The organism is uncultured Psychrobacter sp., from assembly GCF_947488565.1.
Taxonomy (GTDB): domain Bacteria; phylum Pseudomonadota; class Gammaproteobacteria; order Pseudomonadales; family Moraxellaceae; genus Psychrobacter; species Psychrobacter saeujeotis.
In genome coordinates this window covers 581,172-601,023 of the sequence record NZ_CANKZC010000001.1, presented here as the reverse complement: position 1 = coordinate 601,023, position 19,852 = coordinate 581,172, and the positions used below count along the sequence as shown (strand labels likewise).

The following is a 19,852-nucleotide window of genomic DNA, read 5'->3' as shown; positions in this document are numbered from 1 at the left end:
AATGACCAAGTATTAAAGTGAATATTTATGATGAAAAAACTCCTTTTAACATCAGCGATTACTATTGTATCTATACCAGTTGCGCAAGCAGCCCCAGAAATCTATGGCAAAGCATTCTTGACCACTGATTATATTAATGACGAGGCGGATTACACTAATCGTGTAGATGATGCCCCTGAGGACTCTGATGTGGACTCAGTACAGATTAACTCAAACTTTTCACGGCTAGGTCTCAGAGGTTCTGAAGCGATTACTGTAAATACTGATGTAATATATCGATTAGAGTATGGCATTGATATCGATGGCGATGACAGTAATACTTTTACAAGTCGTGATACTTATCTAGGTCTAGTAAACAAAGACTACGGCGAGTTTCGCGTTGGCCGTAATACCTCTGTATTAGGGTATGTGTACGATCCGATGGTTGCAAGAGCTTACTGGGATAATCTAGGAAAAAGAACCCTGAATGACAATGGCGGAGTTGCTGCACTAAACATGCTTGACTATACGCGCTCTGATAGCTCGGTGTTGTGGATTGCCCCTGAATATAAAGACTTGCAGCTGGTAGTGCAGTATGTAGCTGATGAGGGTTCTGATGACAACAAAGACAAAGATGGCTACGGGGCTGCACTCAAGCTAGATAAAGATAGTTACACTGCCGCGATCGCTTATAGTAAGGATATCGAGGCAAGTGGTAGTATCAATACCTTAGACTTTGTCACTGATGATAATGCTGAGGGTCTTATAAATTATGGCGGTGATGCCTTTCGCGGTACGATAACCGTCGATTTAGATGAATATATAGATATGTCAACTCCCTTAACCTTAGGGGCAGTGTATCAGCAAGCTGACTATGACTTTGCAGGCTCTCATAAAGAAAAAGGCCTGATAGTTAGTGGCAAAATGGCATTAGAGAACTTTGCTCACCCAGCTTCTGTCTATCTTCAATATAACAAAACAGACAACCTAAACGGTATCGACAATAATAATTCGGATCAGATTGTATTGGGCGGTGAATACGAGTTGAAAGATAATGTGATCGCACACGCTTATGTTGGTCAAAACTCAGCCGATTATACCAGTCCTTTAGATCCTACTAATTCTGTCGCAGATATTAAGGTCTTCGCCGTTGGTGGTGGTTTGGAATATCTGTTCTAGTGGCTTTTATCTAAGTAGCCTTTATTGTAAAACCATCCAAGTGATAGCGAAACATCATAACTATATAATACTAAAAGACTCATCCTTCGGGGTGGGTTTTTTCGTTGTGCCAACTTTAATAGGGTAACAGCCAGTAAAACCTAAGAGTTTAAGAGACTTTGAGTTTTTACCCTATATTTTATGGCGTATTTTTAGTAAAATCCTCTTTTACCAATTACCGATAGAGTACTATGACCAAGTTTATATTTGTGACCGGTGGGGTAGTGTCCTCACTAGGGAAAGGTATTACCGCAGCTTCCCTTGCCGCGATATTAGAAGCGCGCGGTGTGAGTGTAACCATGACCAAGATGGATCCGTATATCAACGTTGATCCAGGGACGATGAGCCCGTTCCAGCATGGTGAAGTTTTCGTCACTGAAGATGGGGCGGAGACGGATTTAGATTTAGGCTATTATGAGCGTTTTTTACGTCATTCTAAGATGAGTAAGAGCAACAACTTCACCAGTGGTCGCATCTATCAAAACGTGCTAAATAAAGAGCGCCGCGGTGAGTATCTTGGTGGTACGGTACAGGTGATTCCGCATATCACTGATGAGATTAAAAGTAAGATTCTTGCCAGTGGCGAAGGCTATGATATCGCTATTATCGAGATTGGCGGTACGGTCGGTGATATCGAATCACTGCCCTTTATGGAAGCGGTACGTCAGATGCAAGTGGAGCTTGGTCGTAATCGCGCCATGCTAATGCATTTAACGCTCGTGCCCTATATTGCTAGTGCAGGTGAAACCAAAACCAAACCCACTCAGCATTCAGTAAAAGAGCTGCGCTCTATTGGGTTGCAGCCTGATATTTTGATTTGCCGCTCTGATCATCATATCTCTCAAGACAACCGCCGTAAGATTGCACTATTTACCAACGTCGAAGAGCGTGCGGTCATTATGTGTGAAGATGCCCAAAGTATCTATCAGATACCGCGTACCCTTCATGAGCAAGACCTTGATGATTTGATTTGTGAGCGTTTTGGCCTTGATGTACCCGAAGCGGATCTGAGCGATTGGGACAAGGTGGTTGAGGCTCAGCTAAACCCTGAATCGACTGTCACGGTAGCAATGGTGGGTAAATATGTCGAATTGCCCGATGCTTATAAGTCTATTAACGAATCATTGCTACACGCTGGTATTACTCACAAAGCAGATGTCAAAATCAACTACATTGATGCTGAGCATTTAGAAGATGATGAGAGCTTACTGACACAGTTAAATGATGCTGATGCCATCTTAGTGCCAGGTGGTTTTGGAGAGCGTGGTACGAATGGTAAAATACAAGCCATTACTTATGCTCGTGAAAACAATGTCCCATATCTAGGCATCTGCCTTGGTATGCAGCTGGCAGTGATTGAGTATGCTCGTAACGTACTTAAGATTGATGCCAACTCTTCTGAATTCGATCGCAAGACCGCAGAGCCTATCATTGGTTTAATCACTGAATGGTTAGATGAGCGCGGCGAGTTACAGATTCGCAGCGATGATTCAGATCTTGGTGGGACGATGCGTCTGGGTGCACAGCAAGCCGAACTGGTTTCTGGTAGCAAGTTAAGCCAGATCTATGGTGCCAGCAACATCACAGAGCGTCATCGTCATCGTTATGAGATGAATAACCGTTATATTGAGCCATTACAGCAATCAGGCATGACTATATCTGGTTATTCAGCCAAGCAGCATCTGGTCGAGTCGGTTGAGATTAGCGATCATCCTTGGTTTATCGCGGTACAGTTCCACCCCGAATTTACCAGCTCACCACGCGGTGGTCATCCACTGTTTAACAGCTTTGTGAAAGCTGCGAAGAACTATAGCGAAGCCAAGTAGGGTTTTAGGCTTTTGTTACAGCTATTATATTAATTAAAAGACTGATCTTCGGATTGGTCTTTTTTTATGAGCTGATAGTTGGCTGAACTGTCACAACATTTGTATCTGTCCATCTACCATTTGTCTGTGGCCTCTAATTACGCTTAGATACTTTTTTTAATTGAGCCATCGGTTACAATAGCGGATAGAGATATCGATAACTATAAAGAGGATCACTGTTTCATGGATAATTTATCTACAGCTCAATCGCATATCACGCTTACTACTCCTAACAACAATACGATTAATATTGGTAACGATCAGCCGTTTGTGTTGTTTGGCGGTATGAACGTCTTGGAGTCTAAGGAGTTGGCGTTTGAGATTGCTGAGCAGTATGTCGAGATATGCCAGCGTTTAGGGATTGGCTATGTATTTAAGGCCAGCTTTGATAAAGCCAACCGTTCAAGCTTACACTCATATCGTGGGCCTGGATTGGAGCAAGGTATTGATTGGCTCGGTCAAATCAAAGAAAAGTTTCAAGTACCGATCATCACTGATGTGCACGAGCCGTATCAAGCAGCACCCGTCGCTGAGGTTGCCGATATTATTCAGTTGCCGGCATTTTTATCGCGTCAGACTGACTTAGTGCATGCAATGGCAAAGACTGATGCGATTATTAATATCAAAAAAGCGCAGTTTTTAGCGCCACATGAGATGCGTCATATCGTTAATAAATGTCTTGAAGGAGGTAACGATAAACTCATCCTATGTGAGCGTGGTAGTGCTTTTGGGTATAATAATCTGGTCGTCGATATGCTCGGGTTTGATACCATGAAGCAGATGGATATCCCAGTTTTCTTTGATGTGACGCATAGCTTACAGCAGCCGGGTGCACGTAGTGATAGTGCAGGCGGACGCCGTGAACAAATCACAACCCTTGCACGTGCTGGCATGGCAACCGGACTAGCAGGACTGTTTTTAGAGGCGCATCCCAATCCAGAAACGGCAAAGTGTGATGGTCCTTGTGCTTTGAGAACAAGCCAGCTAGAGCCATTTTTGTGCCAGCTTAAGCAAATTGATGATTTGGTCAAAGGCTTTGAAGTATTAGATACTCATTAATGGATAAGTAACAAAGAGGGCAGCACAATGGCGATTCAGACAGCACAGGTGAGTATTGAGAATATCGATGACGCTGAAGGGTTAGACAGTGTCATGACAGCGTTAAAGAACATTACAGGGGTCACTGCGATAGATCTTGATGCAGCGAGTAGCATCGCAACTGTACGCTATGACGATACCGATACGAGTATTCATGCGTTGACAGCTGCGATTAGCATGGTTGATTATGTGACCCAGCCGTATCCTATTGATGCGCCGCAAAATCCACATTATGACAATTAGATACCCATAATGTATTAGCAAAAAGCTATTATTCTTTCATAAAGTGATAACCAAAAGGGGTTGTTGTTCACGTTGATCGGGCTTATGCTGTAGTAGTATATTTTTTACAAACCAACCCACTATAACCATTTATTAGAATTTCAGATAAGTAGTTTATTAAACGATAATAATAAGGAGCTTAATATGGCAAATCAAACACGTATCATTAAAATCGACGGAATGACTTGCGGCGGTTGTGTGGCAAGTGTCCACACTGCGACTGACAGTATCGATGGTATAGACACCATTTCTGTCGATCTTGCTGACAATCTGGCAACAGTGACTTTTGATGATAGTAAGACCAGCGCAGAAGCTATTGCATCTGCTATCGATGAAGCAGGATTTGATGCCACAGTCGCCAATTCTTAAGTTTTTTTCTACAGAAAAACCAGCTATCATAGCTGGTTTTTTTAATGGTTGTTTATTATCTTTTTAGTAGTTTTTAATGATTATAACTTGTAGCTGGTCACTATTATTTATCTATCATCTATGTTCATGCTGTTTAATTGAATGCCCTTGAAATGTTAGTGACCACAACCATCTACTATGTATGTCAATATGTATTTTAGTATAATAATAGGCAGGTTATTCGGGGCGACAGATCAGATATCCATGCTGAGGCCCAGTTAAACTACTAGACTAATTAAGATACCTGACACGCTTAAAGTTTTGCATAACTGTTGGCCTTTTTTATAGCTCATAACAATCTATAAATGCTCTATAAACGTTCTCCATAAACATTGTAACGAGTTTTATTTATGAATGATTCTATCCGTACTGCCGATGACCAATCTTATGATGTCGATACTGACATTCAGTCCAATACGCTGCTTGAGCCTCAGCGTGCGCACTTGCAACTAGCCATTGATGGTATGACATGTCAGGCCTGCGCGTCTAGAATCGAGAAAGTCCTTAACAAGAAGCCCTCAGTTTATGAGGTGAATGTCAACTTCGCAGGTGAGACTGCCAATGTCGATTATGATCCAGCGCAGACGACGCCTGAACAAATCACAGAGTGGGTAAGTAAAACAGGTTTTGTCGCAAACGTGCAGGCCGCTGATAACTTGTTTGCCAAGACGGATAAAGATACCGCGACAGAGTATCCATGGCGATTGATTGCGCTATGGGTCTGTTTGGTGCCGTTTTTGGTCGGTATGGCGGGGATGCTCTTTGGACAGGGTATGGCGTGGATGCCACCTGTTTGGATTCAGTTTATCCTTGCAACCATTGTACAATTTGGCTTGGCGTTGCCATTTTATAAAAGCGCTTGGGCGTCCATTAAGGGCGGTCTTGCCAATATGGATGTGCTGGTGGTCATCGGTACGGTCACTATTTGGGCATATTCAACGTATCTATGGCTCACTCATGGCGATGGCACGTTAAACAGTCTATTGCAAAGCGGTCATGGTAGTGGACACGGACCAGCTGTATATTTTGAAGCAGGGGTGATGGTCATTGCTTTTGTCCGCACGGGTAAGTATTTAGAGGAACGTACCAAAAAGCATAGTCTTAATAGCATTGATTTATTATTGTCATTGACGCCAGATGAAGTCGAGCAACAACAGCCAAATGGTGATTTTCATAATGTCGCACTGCAAGACGTACAAGTCGGTGATATCCTGCGTGCCAAACAAGGCAGTCGCGTTGCCACCGATGGCGTGGTCATTGATGGTAGTGGCTGGTGCGTTGAGAGTCATTTAACTGGCGAGTCTGTGCCCCTAAAAAAAGAAGAAGGAGGTGAGCTGCTGGCAGGTGCTTTGGTCGAAAACGGTAGCTTATTATACCGCGTCAGTGCAAAAGGTAGCGATACCAAACTTGGTGATATGGTGCAAGCGCTTAGCGATGCGCAAGGCTCTAAAGCCAATTTGGCGCGTCTGGCTGATAGAGTAACAGCAGTATTTGTCCCAGTCGTTGTGGCCATTGCTATCGTCACCTTTGCGCTGACATGGTGGCTAACTGGTGCGATCGATACGGCCTTAATGCATGCAGTTTCAGTATTGGTGATTGCATGCCCCTGTGCCCTTGGTTTGGCGACGCCAGCGGCTATTATGGCGGGTATGGGTGTCGCTGCGCGTCATGGCGTCTGGTTTAAAGACGCGCAAAGCCTTGAGGCTGCAGGCAATATTGATACTGTCGTTTTGGATAAAACCGGTACCTTAACTGTTGGCAAACCGACGATCGTTGATCAAGTGATGGTCGATAAATCTTTACCAATAGATGATGTGTTGCAAATTGCTGCAAGTGTTGAAGCACACGCCAGTCATCCGCTGGCGACGGCGCTTATCAATGCAGCAAAAGCGCGCAAGCTGTCGTTGTTGACGGTCACTGATATTAGCGTCATTAAAGGTGCTGGTATACAAGCAAACATAGAAGGTCTTGGTTTGGTTAAAGTCGGTACGGCAGAATTTGCCAGTTTAAATTTACCTAAGCTGATGCCAAAAGTGTGGCAAATCGCCAGTACGGTTGCTGTCAGTATTAATGATGAACCCTTAGGTGCCTTTGCCCTTGCTGATGATCTAAAGACGGATACTCCGCAAGCTATTACTGCACTACAAGATGCTGGTATCAATGTCATTTTGATGAGTGGTGATAAACAGTCTGTCGTCGATCATGTGGCAGGACAGCTGGGTATTGGGCAAGCTTATGGCAAGATGAGTCCCCGTGATAAAGCCAGCCAAATTGCCGTGCTGCAAACGGCGGGTCATAAAGTGGCGATGGCAGGAGACGGGGTCAACGATGCACCAGCGATGGCAACCGCTGACGCAAGCTTTGCGATGTTTGAGGGGACAGATGTCGCTCAGCATAGTGCGTCTGCACGCTTGATGGGCGAGTCGCTCATGCATATTGACGCTGCGCAAAAGATCGCTCAAGCAACCTTACGCAATATCAAACAAAACTTGTTTTTTGCCTTTATTTATAATTGCTTAGGTATACCGCTTGCCGCTTTTGGTTTTTTAAACCCTATGATCGCTGCTGCTGCTATGGCGCTGAGCTCTATTTCAGTATTAATGAATGCGCTACGATTAACACAATTTAAGACAAAGGTTGAACTGAATAATACCGTATCTGCCTCTAGTATGAACAGCCAGGACCCAGCAAAAACGTAAATAATATATTTTTTTAATAATATATGCACTTAAACGAGACAATGATGCCAAACGTTATATAAATGTTTGGTTTTATGGACGCCAGTTGGTGTAAGATAAGGGAAGTTTGACTAAATATATGCTATGATGCCAAGCACTATAGCCGAGTATTATTGTATCGAATAGACCTTCAATGACTTTCAAAAACAGCTGGTTGTATGATGGTTTATCATTGTTGCAAATGCATGAGCTATCAGATATTTTTCTTTATTTTTTGTATTCTAGTTGCCGTTTTTCATCCCACAAACTTGGCATGACCAAAGGAATTAACAGACATTATGTACGCTGAAGAAATAACCAACGTCACCGCAATTAAAGACATTCGCGCTCGTGAGATTTTAGACTCGCGCGGTAACCCAACGATTGAAGCCGATGTTATCTTGGCTGATGGCACTGTTGGCCGTGCTGCTGCTCCAAGTGGCGCATCAACTGGCTCACGTGAGGCGCTTGAGCTACGTGACGGCGACAAAGATCGCTACATGGGTAAAGGCGTCAAAAAAGCCGTTGCCAATGTCAACAGTCAAATTCGTAGTGCACTAATGGACAAAGATGTCACCGAGCAGCAAAGCATAGATGATGCGATGATTGCGCTAGATGGGACAGAGAACAAAGACAATCTAGGCGCTAATGCCATGCTGGCCGTCTCTTTAGCAACTGCTAAAGCTGCTGCCAAATCACAAAATTTGCCATTGCATCAATACATCGCTGACTTGCGTAATCAGACTTCTTTAACGATGCCTGTACCGATGATGAACATCTTAAACGGTGGTGAGCACGCGGATAACACAGTCGATATCCAAGAGTTTATGATTGAGCCAGTTGGTTTTACCAGCTTCTCAGAAGCACTGCGCGCTGGCACTGAGATTTTCCATAGCTTAAAATCTGTTCTAAAATCACAAGGTCTAAATACAGCGGTCGGCGACGAAGGCGGCTTTGCACCGAATCTACGTAGCAATGAAGAAGCCATCACGGTTATCATGCAAGCGATCGAGCAAGTTGGTTATAAGGCTGGTGACGACATTCATTTAGCTTTGGATTGCGCCGCTACTGAGTTTTATAAAAATGGTCAATACATCTTAGCAGGCGAGGGTAATAAAGCCTTTGATAGCCAAGGTTTTTCAGATTATTTAGTAGGGCTGGCGCGCCAGTATCCAATTATCTCTATCGAAGACGGTCTTGATGAGTCTGATTGGGATGGCTGGAAATATTTGACTGAGCAAATCGGCGATAAGGTTCAGTTGGTCGGAGATGACTTGTTTGTGACCAATCCTGCCATCTTGCAAGAAGGTATCGATAAAAACATCGCTAATGCAATTTTGATTAAATTTAATCAAATCGGTACGTTATCAGAAACTCTAGATGCAATTTATCTGGCGAAGAAAAACGGTTACGCAACGATTATCTCGCATCGTTCAGGTGAAACTGAAGACAGCACCATTGCAGATTTGGCAGTAGGTACAGCGGCAGGACAAATCAAAACAGGCTCATTGTGTCGTTCAGATCGCGTAGCGAAATACAACCAGCTATTACGTATCGAGCAACAAGTACGCGCAAGCTATCGTGGCCGTGAAGAGTTCATCGGTCTACGTGGTTAATGTTTAAGCTATAAAGCTATATTAAGTGTTAGTGCTAGACGGTATATAGGAGTTTATATATTGTCTAGTCAGCTTAGTTAGTTTTTCTTTTATCCTTTTTAGATTATTTGGCGTTATTGTTTTATGAAATACTTCAGCCAATTTATATTACTCGCTTTAGCTGTGGCAGTGCTGTTAGGATTGCAATATCAGTATTGGTTGGGTGAAAATGGTCGATTTGAACATAATAAACTGCTTACTCAAATTGAAGATCAGCAGCGCCTAAACGACAATCAAGTGGCGGCAAATAACTTGTTACGCACTGATGTACATGACCTAAAAAATGGTCTTGAAGCAGTTGAAGAGCATGCTCGTTTAGACTTAGGCCTAATTAAGCCAAACGAGACCTTTGTACAAGTATCAACTGCACCCAACACTCATAGTCGTCAGTAGCTTTTTTGATATTTCATCAAATCCTTCTTATATAACGCGATTCTCTTTATTTCTTTAGTAACTTTCAAGCTTTGTCTTTTTTAAGCAACGTTGTGATGGGCTTAAATCATGAGTAGCACGTTATGAATATCAAACCTAGTGTACACGCGATGATTGTCGCTGCAGGTCGCGGTAGCCGTTTCGGTGCATCTGTCGCTAAACAATACACAAAATTGCAAGGGCAGACGCTACTACAAAACAGCGTCGCAAGGCTTGCTAGTAGTACCTATATTGATAAGTGCTTATTGGTTATAGCAGTAGATGACAGCACGGCACAGACTTTAGATTTTGCGCTTCCTATCGATTACGCTATAGGTGGCAACGAGCGTTGGCAGTCAGTACAAGCAGGCGTAGAGGCTATTGCTAACGTGGGTGCTAAGGACTCAGATCTGGTTCTTATTCACGACGCTGCGCGTCCTGCTGTACCACGTTCTGATATTGATGGAGTTATTGAAGCGGCAATGCTAGAGCCTTATGGGGCGATTCTAGCCGCTCCTGTGGCTGATACCTTAAAAATATCTATTGACTCTAATGCTCAATCTGAACCCACAGATAGACCTATAAGTACAAACAATCAGCACTCTTACATCAAACGCACGATTGATCGTAGTCATATGTGGCAAGCGCAAACGCCGCAAGTATTTCGCTTAGGTCAATTGCAGCAAGTATTGGCTTATGTGTCTGAACATCAGCTCGTGATTACAGATGAAGCCAGTGCTTTTGAGCATCTAAACCTTCCTATTCGATTGGTTGATGGCAGTCGTCAAAACATCAAACTTACCTATCCTGACGATGCTATATTGCTAACCGCTATCCTAACCGCTCAAAACTAATATCCTCCTTCTTTTTGCATTACTATGACTTTCAGTAGCAATCTTAATACGCTACTGACTTTTCTAATAATACTCTTTATCGTCGTTATAAATATTATCGGCATAGAGCCGTAATAAAAAGAGTGAAGCAGAACATTTTTATTCTACCTCTTTTTTGATCTTAAATGACTTCAGCCCTCTATATATCTGCATTTACGAATATAAAGCAAAATATAGAACATTGTCTGGTTACAATTCTTTGTTGCTATGTTATGTATTCAGTTGCTTAGTTGACCAAACTGCCTTATTATGTAACCAAGTTAATACAATCAACAATAAAACTTATAATATCAATACTATGACAATGTATGAAGTCTTGTTTTTTATCATATTTTTTTATTTTAAAAATAATGGGCGTTCATTCGCTTGACTTTAAGGGGCAATTGATTGTCAGACATCACTACTATGAATACATCAGAAGAATTAGAACTCTATCAGTTTGTATATGTTAGCCGAATTACTTCTACTGGATTATCAGGCGCAAGTACCTTAAACGATATCGCTGAATTTTCTATAAAGAATAATAAGAGCGATAACATTACTGGCGTACTTTGCTATGGCAACGGTTATTTTTTTCAGTGTGTGGAAGGGACGGAGCAAGTATTAACCAACTTGAAAAACCGTCTCTTGTTAGATGATAGACATAAAGATATACAGACTCTAGAGTTTTCGGCGATTAGTGAGCGCGGATTTACTGGCTGGTCGTTACGCTCTATCATCCTTGAACGTTGGATGGTTAATGATCCTAAAGCGAAGGCACTTATGCCTTTTAAGCCCTACAATTGGGCCCCTAATGAATGGAAGCAATTCTTGAAAATTTTAAAAGGTTATTATAAAGAGCAAGAAGGAACAGGCGACATCGATGCTCAACCGATTAAGTACAATGCACTAGGTTTGACATTAGGGAAAGTGGTGGGGCAGCATCAAGCCTTTTTCCTCATCCAAACTGTATTGGGTGCACTTATTATATTGGCATTGTTATGGTTTATGCTCTCTGATAAATTCTAATGATAGATAAATCTTTAATGCTTTACAAAGAGCCAGCGTCCTGCTGGCTTTTTATGTTTTATGTCTAAAGTAATAAAGCTATTAGGGTAAAAATAGACATAAAAAAAGCCCATAAAATCTAATAGATTTTATGGGCTTAAAAAGCGCTAAATAACTGTTATAGCGTTTTAATATGTGGCGTCCCCAGGGGGATTCGAACCCCCGTTACCGCCGTGAAAGGGCGGTGTCCTAGGCCTCTAGACGATGGGGACTAGGTACTATGCTTCAGCTGCTTTCACCGTTTATGCTGAAGTGGTGCACATTTTAATGGCGTCGACGCTTTGTGTCAAGCCTTTTTCTTCGTCTTTTTAAAATTAAATATCTTTTTTTAATAGCTCGGCGAGGATGTAAGTCCTTACTTTTTAAATGATGGCGAATCCACAGTGATGTGCAAGCACTGATAGTCACAGCCAATAACATATAACCAAGAATGGTAGCCCATAATTTGAATTGTGGATCCATTATAAAGTCCCTCCGTTGTTCCTATATAAGGTATCACATACGCGGTATAGAATATGAGCAACTTAGAACATCTACAGAAAATTTCTGTGTTGATATGGATAAGAATAAAAAAGAGAAGTGAACCTATCAATTGTGTTTATGCCATGAAATATATGAACCTTAATAGACAGTTACCTTTGTTATGGATTATAAAATCAAAATGGTAAAGTCATCTAAATATTGAAATCAACTTACTGGCTCATAAAAGTAACAATATTCGTCCGCTACTGTTTATTCGTCGTCGTTGTCATTCAACTCTACCTCTGTTTGCTCAGTATGTAAAGCATTTGGCAACATAGGGTAGTGGTTTAGAATATGGCAAAATAACTCAGCAGTCTTTTGGGTATCATAGAGCGCTGAGTGAGCATGATTGCCATCAAACTCAATTCCTGCGGCTTTACAAGCCCGTGCAAGTACCGTCTGACCAAAAGCCAGCGCTGATAAAGTGACTGTGTCAAATACTGAAAACTGATGAAATGGATTATGGTTTTTGTTATTAGTACGCATGACTGCGGCATTTAAGAATGCTAAGTCAAAATGAGCATTGTGACCAACTAGCACACATTGACGACAGTCTTCAGCACGGCGCACTTCTTTTAAACCTTTAAATATACGGCGTAGAGCGGTTTTTTCATCTTCTGCAATCGCTTTACGCATCGGATTGTTAGGATCAATACCGGTAAAGGCCAATGAGCGTGGCTCCAAATTGGCTCCTTCAAAAGGCTCAATATGAGCATTAAGCGCTTCTCCTGGATAAAATACGCCATCCTCGTTTAATAAGATTGGAATACAAGCAATCTCAAGTAATGCGTCAGTTTGTGCATTAAAACCTGCTGTCTCTACATCTACAATGACAGGTATAAACTTACGAAAGCGCTCTTTCATAGTCATGGGAGCCAAGTCTTGCTCGGTCTCCTCATGGGTTTGGTTGGCATTAGAGTCAGTAGATGAGTCTATACCTTTATGATTACATGAAGGCTTATTAGTTTGAATGTGTAATGAATCATCATTAGACAAGGTAGCGTCGTTTTGAATGGTCATATTAAGTTAAGTCACTTTTATCGATGATATAAATACATTGACATGCTAAAAGTGTCCAATACTACTAACATAGTAGCAATGGAACACTCACAGCATCTCAGTCGCATTAAGAGTTTTGAGTACGGTTTAAGCTTTGATAGACCATGGTAGCGTCTCACCAGCCATGAGCGGGGTAAGCGTTTGTCCATCAAAATAAGGGTAACCTGCCGGCACTTGCATAGGGTTGTTGGTTAGAGTAACAGTGTTTTCGTTGACTGGCAGGCCATAAAACTGAGCACCAAAACGACTGGCAAAGCCTTCTAGTTTGTCAATTTTGCCAATACTATCAAATGCGGTGGCGTATAAAGGTAGCGCTATTGATGAGCTATAACAACCAGCACAGCCGCAAGCAGCCTCTTTTTTATCCGTAGCATGTGGCGCTGAGTCCGTTCCTAAAAAGAACTTTGGACTGCCACTAGTAGCTACATTTAGTAGCACTTCTTGATGCTGTTTACGTTTTAGAATAGGCAAACAATAAAAGTGCGGTTTAATACCGCTAAGTAGGAGATGGTTACGGTTGAACATCAAATGCTGCGGGGTAATCGTAGCTGCTACTTGATTGCCTTGAGCCAAGACAAAGTCAGCGGCGTCACTAGTGGTAATATGCTCCATCACAATCCTAAGGGTAGGAAATTTGGCGATGATTTGTGCAAGCACTTCCTCTAAAAATCGTTTTTCACGGTCAAAAATATCGACATGATCGTGCGTTACTTCACCATGTAATAGCAGTGGTAAATTGTACTTTTCCATGGCTTCAAACACATCAACGCAGGCATTAATGTCAGTAACCCCATCAGCAGAGTTGGTTGTAGCTCCTGCAGGATAAAGCTTGACTGCTTGTACGATACCAGACTGAGCAGCTAATTCGATATCTTTTGGAGTGGTTTGATTGGTTAGATATAAAGTCATTCGCGGATCAAAGGCAGCTTTGCGTCCCGCCTCTAAGTCGCTGGCTTGCAGGTGTTGTAATATGCGCTCACGATAAGCGCGGGCATCATCTACGTTTTTGACTGGGGGTGCCAAGTTTGGCATACAAATAACGCGATTAAAACTTGCAGCTGCGTGTTTTACAGTAGTCGCTAGCGCGTCATCATCACGCAAATGAATATGCCAATCGTCTGGCTGCAGAATAGTTAGCTCTTTAATGGAATCAGTAATTTGAGTCATAGTGTTCTATGTCTTGAAATAGTGAAAGAAGGGGAGTGTAAAATATACTAAGGTATAAACATATTAAGGTATAAACGTTGTGACCTAGCCACTTTGATTTGAGCAAAATCTTGTGTGCGATTGTTTTAGCTATAAAAACGTGTGATCAAATGGCCTGCTTTACACAACGCTATGTGTTCATCACCCTGTTTATTTATAATGCTGTATGAACCTTAACCATCATAGCAGATTTGACCGCTGGACTAAATATATGCCCGAATATAACCGCGTAATCTGCTATTAATAGTGATGCTTTTTAAACATGATAGCGTTACTAGCAGATATGACAGATATATCTGATAAATCATCGCTTACAAAGTCGTTGTCCTTTTGCCAATTGTGAATATGATGTACACTGATTAAGCAATTTAAACTTCGATTCATTGTCAGTGTTTTTTCTGATAACTACATTCTTATATTAGGAGTTGTTCATGGCTCAGCTTGACCCAAAAAATATTAATAAAATCGTATTAGCCTATTCAGGTGGCCTTGATACCTCAATTATCGCTAAATGGCTGCAAGAAACTTATGATGCTGAAGTGATTACTTTCACAGCTGACATCGGTCAAGGTGAGGAAGTTGAGCCAGCACGCGCTAAAGCTGAAGCGATGGGTATCAAAAACATCTATATCGAAGACTTACGTGAAGAGTTTGCTCGCGATTATGTGTTCCCAATGTTCCGTGCAAATGCTATTTATGAAGGCGAGTACCTACTCGGCACCTCTATTGCACGACCATTGATTGCCAAACGTTTGGTTGAAATTGCCAAAGAACACAATGCTGATGCAATTAGCCATGGCGCGACTGGTAAAGGTAATGACCAAGTACGTTTTGAGCTGGGTGCGGTTGCCTTGTCTCCAGATGTTGTGACGATTGCACCATGGCGCGAATGGGATTTGTCTAGCCGTGAGAGCTTGATGCAGTACGCCGAAGAGCACGATATCGCAATCGACTATGCCAACCAAAAGACAAAGTCACCATACTCGATGGATGCCAACCTTTTGCACATCTCTTATGAAGGCGGTGTGTTAGAGGAACCGTATACAGAAGCCGAAGATGATATGTGGCGCTGGTCAGTGAGCCCAGAAGAAGCGCCTGACGCGCCGCAGTATTTAGAACTTGAGTATGAAAAAGGGGATATCGTTGCTATCGATGGTGAAGCCCTTAAGCCTTACGAAGTCATGATTAAGCTCAATGAGATTGGCGGTAAACATGGTATCGGCCGTTTGGATATTGTAGAAAACCGTTACGTCGGTATGAAGTCACGCGGTTGTTACGAGACGCCAGCTGGCACGATCATGCTAAAAGCGCATCGCGGTATTGAATCACTAACGCTAGATCGTGAAGCCGCACACCTAAAAGACGAGCTGATGCCGCGCTACGCAAAAATCATCTATAACGGTTATTGGTTCAGTCCTGAGCGTATGATGCTGCAAGCGCTAATCGACAAATCACAAGAGTACGTCAATGGTACGGTACGCGTAAAACTGTATAAAGGCAGTGTCAGCGTCGTTGGTCGTAAGTCTGATGATTCGTTATTTGACGAAAAAATTGCAACTTTTGAAGATGATGCTGGTGCTTATGATCAAAAAGATGCAGAAGGCTTTATTCGTCTAAATGGGTTGCGTTTGGCTATTGAAGCCAGTCGTGGTCGCGACTTATCAAAATAAGCAAAAGAGACTATCTTTAATAGTTGAATAACTCTTTAAAGCGTAAAAAACAGAGACCTATACTCGTAGTGTCTCTGTTTTTTATTATAAATAGGTTCTAGCACAGCATTTAAAACTATGTGATCCTAGTTGCTATTTACTCAGCTGTAGCGGTTTCTTTAGCCTCATTTTCGTCATCGTTTACCATGACAATAGCGACATCCTGCTGCTGATGCTCTTTAACAGAATCTTGAGCCAATACCTCTTCTGTTGCAGAGACGACACCAGCAGACTTTTGCATCTGATATTTCAAAGTAGCAAGAGCACTAAGACTTCCGATGACAAGAATAACAATTAAAATGACAGGATTTTTCCAAATAGGAGCCGGGGCGTCATACTCAATCGGTTTTTCGCTGATGGTTGCTGGAGTATTATCGCTATTGCCGTTCATAACCCCTAAGCTAACCAACGGAGGTTTTGGTGGATTTTCGGGTTCAGAAGTAATACGCAGACGATTACGCTGCAAGTAAATCTCTGAAATTTTGGCCAACTGTAGTAACCAGCGCTGGTGTGGTAACGTAACAGCGGACATCTCTGCGAACATAAGTAAATCATTATGGCCGCCTTGCTGTATGTTTTCAGATGAACGACCAATGGCCTTTAAATAATTACCGGTTGCAAGCTGCATGTCTTGTGCAGATTCATTATTGTTCGGTGTAAATGCCATCAGCTCATACCAAAAGGGATCAAAGGCTGGTGGTATAGTTGATAACTGCTCGTTATTTAAACGTTTTAACTCTGTGTTTTCTAGCTCGGTTTCTGTATTTTCTATATTAGGTGCTTCACTAGTAGCGGGTTCTACATTCGTAGGGATAGTGTCTGGCACAGTAGTGGTAAATCGCTCCGCTGATAAAAACTGAGGCTGTAAGGCGAACCACTTGTCTATCTCATCATAATCAAGTTGACTATAGTCTGCTAGTATCGCAAGTTCGCGTAGAGCAATAATGCACAAACACCTAAGTAATGTTTGTACCTGCAAAGTAGTAGCATCAATTTGACTGGCAATGTGATCGCTAGCTTTAATGATATCAGTGCTGTCTTTAAATACGGTATCAGCAGTATCATGACGATAGTATAATGTCGCATCGATAGTCGCAAAATTCATAGAGTTATATCGACGCAGCTCTTTTATAGCACTGCGATTGAATAGTTTTTTGCTAACCGACTGTCCTTGATAACGCTGCTGATACGTAAGTAAAGCACATACTATTGCTTGTAAGCCAGAACCAATGGCAAGACGCGTCTGCGGTAATGATAGCTGAGACACATCAGCTAGTAATGATATCATCGGCTGGATATCTTGATATAAAAAGTCATACATCGACACACGTGTCGGTGAAATAGTCGTCATAATCTGCTAGCATCAAAAAGTGTGCCTCTATATTACGGTGCCAAATGTCTTGATACAATCCCTTAATAATAGAAATTTTGACCAATTTTAATCATAACGCTATTGGTCATGTCATGAATAACAATCGGATGCTTTTATGAACAATCACGCAAGTCTTGATAAACAGCTAATTATTAACATTGCTCAGCAGACTTTGACTCTATATAAGCAGCACAAAGTTGTAGTTCAATATACGGTATCAACGGCAAAAAACGGCATTGGCAGTCAGCAAGATAGTGGCTGTACACCACTTGGCGAGCACATCGTTGCAGAAAAGATAGGAGGTAGTGAGCCTATGAATGCTGTGTTTGTTGGACGTGTGCCAACAGGTGAGGTATACAACGCAGCTCTTGGTATATCAAATCCTAATCGCGACTGGATATTGAGCCGTATATTATGGTTAAGTGGTCTAGAAGAAGGGGTAAATAAAGGCCATAATAACCAGGGTGGCTGCGATACTTATCAGCGTTACATCTATATTCATGGTACACCAGATACTGAACCTATGAGTATCCCCCTCTCACACGGCTGCGTACGTATGCGTAACAAGGATATCGTTGAGCTATTTGATCAAGTTGAAGAGGGAGATGCCGTTACTATAGTTGCAAGCTAGTGAATGATTTTGTAGACAATAGATAACGCTACATTTATTCATTTAAAGCTTAAAAAGACAGCACCTACCAATAGGGCTGTCTTTTTTACTCTATATCTTTGTTATAGCGTAATTAGCACGTTTACCAAAAGGTGGGGCTATCTTGAACGTTAGCCAAGCGTTTTTTAGCGCGTTTAACGTCCTTTTTTAGCGTGGCAGCAAACCATCCTGCACCATATAGCGCATTAATATCTGTTGCAGATTTTAATTGATAACGCTGTTGATATAGTGCATGTTTACGGTATTTCTCCATTGCTTTTTGTGCTTTTAATACATGTTTTAACCAGCGTTTGGTTTTCTTTTTAACTTTTTTCTTGTTCAATAAGCGTGAGGCAAATTCACTGGCATAACGCAAGTTTAGTAACTGACAGTATAAATCGTCTTGGATCTGATTATGATTTCTGCTTTTTAGATTGACGCTTTTTGAGTCTTCACTATAAGACCCATTGTCGTTGGCTGCATTTTTATCCTGTAATCTTCGCTCAGTTTCAATAAATTTTGTATACTGCTTCGATAGAGTCTTCGCCAGTTTGTCGACAGCAGGCTTATCTGCTTTTGGTTCAAGGCTTGGATCACTCATTATAAAAGCAATCAGCTCTAATAGCGTAAGTTGAAAGTCATTGGCGCTTACGACATCAAGTGGCTGAATTTTGAGTGCATCGATATCTGCTGTCCAATCAACGCTAGGTGCGCCGCAACTTTGTAGCTTGGGCTCGATGTGAGCGGCTAGGTAAGTAAGCTTTTGGTAGTCACTAAGTAAAGCTGCGGTTTGTGTTAATATTGGTAGCCAATCAGGATTGATCTCATCAGAATAGTCAGCAAACACTGTCAAGGCAGCTTGCAAGCGTGTGAGTCCGATAGTCAACTGCAAGACATGTGTATTATCAATGCTACCCGCTACGAGAGCACTGCTATTTGGTAATATATGTAATAGACAGTTGTGCACGGCTGCGCGCACAAATGCAGGCATGCTACTGTCTTTATTGACGGCTAGCTGGCTTAGGTCAGCACTAACCGCTGCACTGTGGTTTTGTCCTCTTATCAACAGGCCACCGCGCTCAGCTTTGGTGACAGTAGACAAGCAAAGCTTATAACGTTTGCACCATGTCTTGGCTGTCGCAAACAAAAAATCTACATCTCCTGTTATCAGTTCAAACTCGATTTCTTGAATAGAGTCTCGCTGAGTATCATCAAGGCCATGGATGACCTCGCCATGATCGTATGCCATCTCAATGCTACTACCATCTTCATCGTTATTGCCTTGTATTAATAAGCGCGTGATGCGCTCTACATCGGTCACATATAGTCGTGTGAGTTTTTTAGCCAACTTTTTGAGTTTAAAAGCAGCAAGAGCAGGGGCTACCGAGGTATCTTTGTAAATTGTTAAATCAGGCACTAGTGTGTCGCTATCTAGCATTGCCTGTACTTGCTCATTATCTAATACAGCATTATGCTCTAGGCGCGCAGCAATACCATCACCACCAGCTTTGATGGTCTGCACCCACGTATCGCCTTCTTTACGGATGCGTAAACCAATGCCAGCCTGCGCAAGCTTTTGATCAGACGTATCGTAATAATGCGCCGCCAGTTGCGTATGCTTTGAGGATTTAACTTGTGCTTGACGCATTAGACCTTTTAGTCGCGACTCTGGTACCAAAAACTTTAGCTCAATCTCTTGCATAATGGCTCCCGATTATTTTAATACTATATAAGTTATTATCTAGGTGACTACCATCGTATG

Annotated in this window: 16 protein-coding genes and 1 tRNA gene; 12 read left to right on the top strand and 5 right to left on the bottom strand. The window is 42.1% G+C overall.

Annotated elements, in window-relative coordinates:
- Positions 1–27 precede the first annotated feature (27 nt).
- The 10 genes from Q0890_RS02330 to Q0890_RS02285 all read left to right on the top strand — a co-directional run bounded on the left by Q0890_RS02330 (position 28) and on the right by Q0890_RS02285 (position 11,534).
- Positions 28–1,158, top strand: a complete 1,131-nt coding sequence (locus Q0890_RS02330; protein WP_299217073.1) for a porin — start codon at positions 28–30, stop codon at positions 1,156–1,158.
- Positions 1,159–1,388: 230 nt separating this feature from the next.
- Complete coding sequence (locus Q0890_RS02325) at positions 1,389–3,023, top strand: CTP synthase (protein WP_299217070.1); 1,635 nt, start codon at positions 1,389–1,391, stop codon at positions 3,021–3,023.
- 222 nt (positions 3,024–3,245) lie between these two features.
- The gene (gene kdsA / locus Q0890_RS02320; RefSeq protein ID WP_299217067.1) at positions 3,246–4,121 is read left to right on the top strand and encodes a 3-deoxy-8-phosphooctulonate synthase; all 876 of its coding nucleotides are present in this window, start codon (positions 3,246–3,248) and stop codon (positions 4,119–4,121) included.
- Between the two features lie 27 nt (positions 4,122–4,148).
- Positions 4,149–4,403: a heavy-metal-associated domain-containing protein gene (locus Q0890_RS02315; protein WP_299217064.1), complete on the top strand. Its 255-nt coding sequence runs from the start codon at positions 4,149–4,151 to the stop codon at positions 4,401–4,403.
- Positions 4,404–4,586: 183 nt separating this feature from the next.
- Positions 4,587–4,811 (top strand): heavy-metal-associated domain-containing protein, encoded by a 225-nt coding sequence (locus tag Q0890_RS02310; RefSeq protein WP_299217061.1) that lies wholly within the window; start codon positions 4,587–4,589, stop codon positions 4,809–4,811.
- A gap of 389 nt (positions 4,812–5,200) precedes the next feature.
- Positions 5,201–7,549 carry a cation-translocating P-type ATPase gene (locus Q0890_RS02305; protein ID WP_299217058.1) on the top strand — a complete coding sequence of 783 codons (2,349 nt, stop codon included), beginning with the start codon at positions 5,201–5,203 and terminating at the stop codon, positions 7,547–7,549.
- A 317-nt stretch (positions 7,550–7,866) separates the two neighbouring features.
- Positions 7,867–9,183, top strand: a complete 1,317-nt coding sequence (eno, locus tag Q0890_RS02300; RefSeq protein WP_299217055.1) for a phosphopyruvate hydratase — start codon at positions 7,867–7,869, stop codon at positions 9,181–9,183.
- A gap of 123 nt (positions 9,184–9,306) precedes the next feature.
- Entirely contained in the window at positions 9,307–9,615 is a 309-nt protein-coding gene (locus tag Q0890_RS02295) for a septum formation initiator family protein (RefSeq protein ID WP_299217052.1), read from the top strand.
- A 122-nt stretch (positions 9,616–9,737) separates the two neighbouring features.
- A complete protein-coding gene (ispD, locus tag Q0890_RS02290; RefSeq protein ID WP_299217049.1) occupies positions 9,738–10,487 on the top strand; it encodes a 2-C-methyl-D-erythritol 4-phosphate cytidylyltransferase in 750 nt (249 codons plus the stop codon).
- A 426-nt stretch (positions 10,488–10,913) separates the two neighbouring features.
- Positions 10,914–11,534 carry a BLUF domain-containing protein gene (locus Q0890_RS02285; RefSeq protein ID WP_299217046.1) on the top strand — a complete coding sequence of 207 codons (621 nt, stop codon included), beginning with the start codon at positions 10,914–10,916 and terminating at the stop codon, positions 11,532–11,534.
- 175 nt (positions 11,535–11,709) lie between these two features.
- Here Q0890_RS02285 and Q0890_RS02280 read toward each other — a convergent pair.
- The 3 genes from Q0890_RS02280 to pyrC all read right to left on the bottom strand — a co-directional run bounded on the left by Q0890_RS02280 (position 11,710) and on the right by pyrC (position 14,321).
- Positions 11,710–11,785: transfer RNA gene (locus Q0890_RS02280), tRNA-Glu, on the bottom strand.
- Between the two features lie 520 nt (positions 11,786–12,305).
- On the bottom strand, positions 12,306–12,965 hold the full coding sequence (gene rnt, locus Q0890_RS02275; protein WP_299217985.1) for a ribonuclease T: 660 nt from the start codon (positions 12,963–12,965) through the stop codon (positions 12,306–12,308).
- Between the two features lie 276 nt (positions 12,966–13,241).
- Positions 13,242–14,321, bottom strand: a complete 1,080-nt coding sequence (gene pyrC, locus Q0890_RS02270) for a dihydroorotase (protein ID WP_299217043.1) — start codon at positions 14,319–14,321, stop codon at positions 13,242–13,244.
- Positions 14,322–14,791: 470 nt separating this feature from the next.
- On the opposite strand from pyrC, the gene Q0890_RS02265 reads away from it, so the two are divergent.
- Positions 14,792–16,030, top strand: a complete 1,239-nt coding sequence (locus Q0890_RS02265) for an argininosuccinate synthase (protein WP_299217041.1) — start codon at positions 14,792–14,794, stop codon at positions 16,028–16,030.
- A gap of 136 nt (positions 16,031–16,166) precedes the next feature.
- Here Q0890_RS02265 and Q0890_RS02260 read toward each other — a convergent pair whose 3' ends face one another.
- Complete coding sequence (locus tag Q0890_RS02260) at positions 16,167–17,420, bottom strand: hypothetical protein (protein ID WP_299217038.1); 1,254 nt, start codon at positions 17,418–17,420, stop codon at positions 16,167–16,169.
- A 136-nt stretch (positions 17,421–17,556) separates the two neighbouring features.
- On the opposite strand from Q0890_RS02260, the gene Q0890_RS02255 reads away from it, so the two are divergent.
- Positions 17,557–18,072, top strand: a complete 516-nt coding sequence (locus Q0890_RS02255) for a L,D-transpeptidase (RefSeq protein WP_299217036.1) — start codon at positions 17,557–17,559, stop codon at positions 18,070–18,072.
- A gap of 121 nt (positions 18,073–18,193) precedes the next feature.
- Here the strand turns inward: Q0890_RS02255 and Q0890_RS02250 are convergent, their stop codons facing one another.
- Positions 18,194–19,792: a CYTH and CHAD domain-containing protein gene (locus tag Q0890_RS02250; RefSeq protein ID WP_299217033.1), complete on the bottom strand. Its 1,599-nt coding sequence runs from the start codon at positions 19,790–19,792 to the stop codon at positions 18,194–18,196.
- Positions 19,793–19,852: the final 60 nt, after the last annotated feature.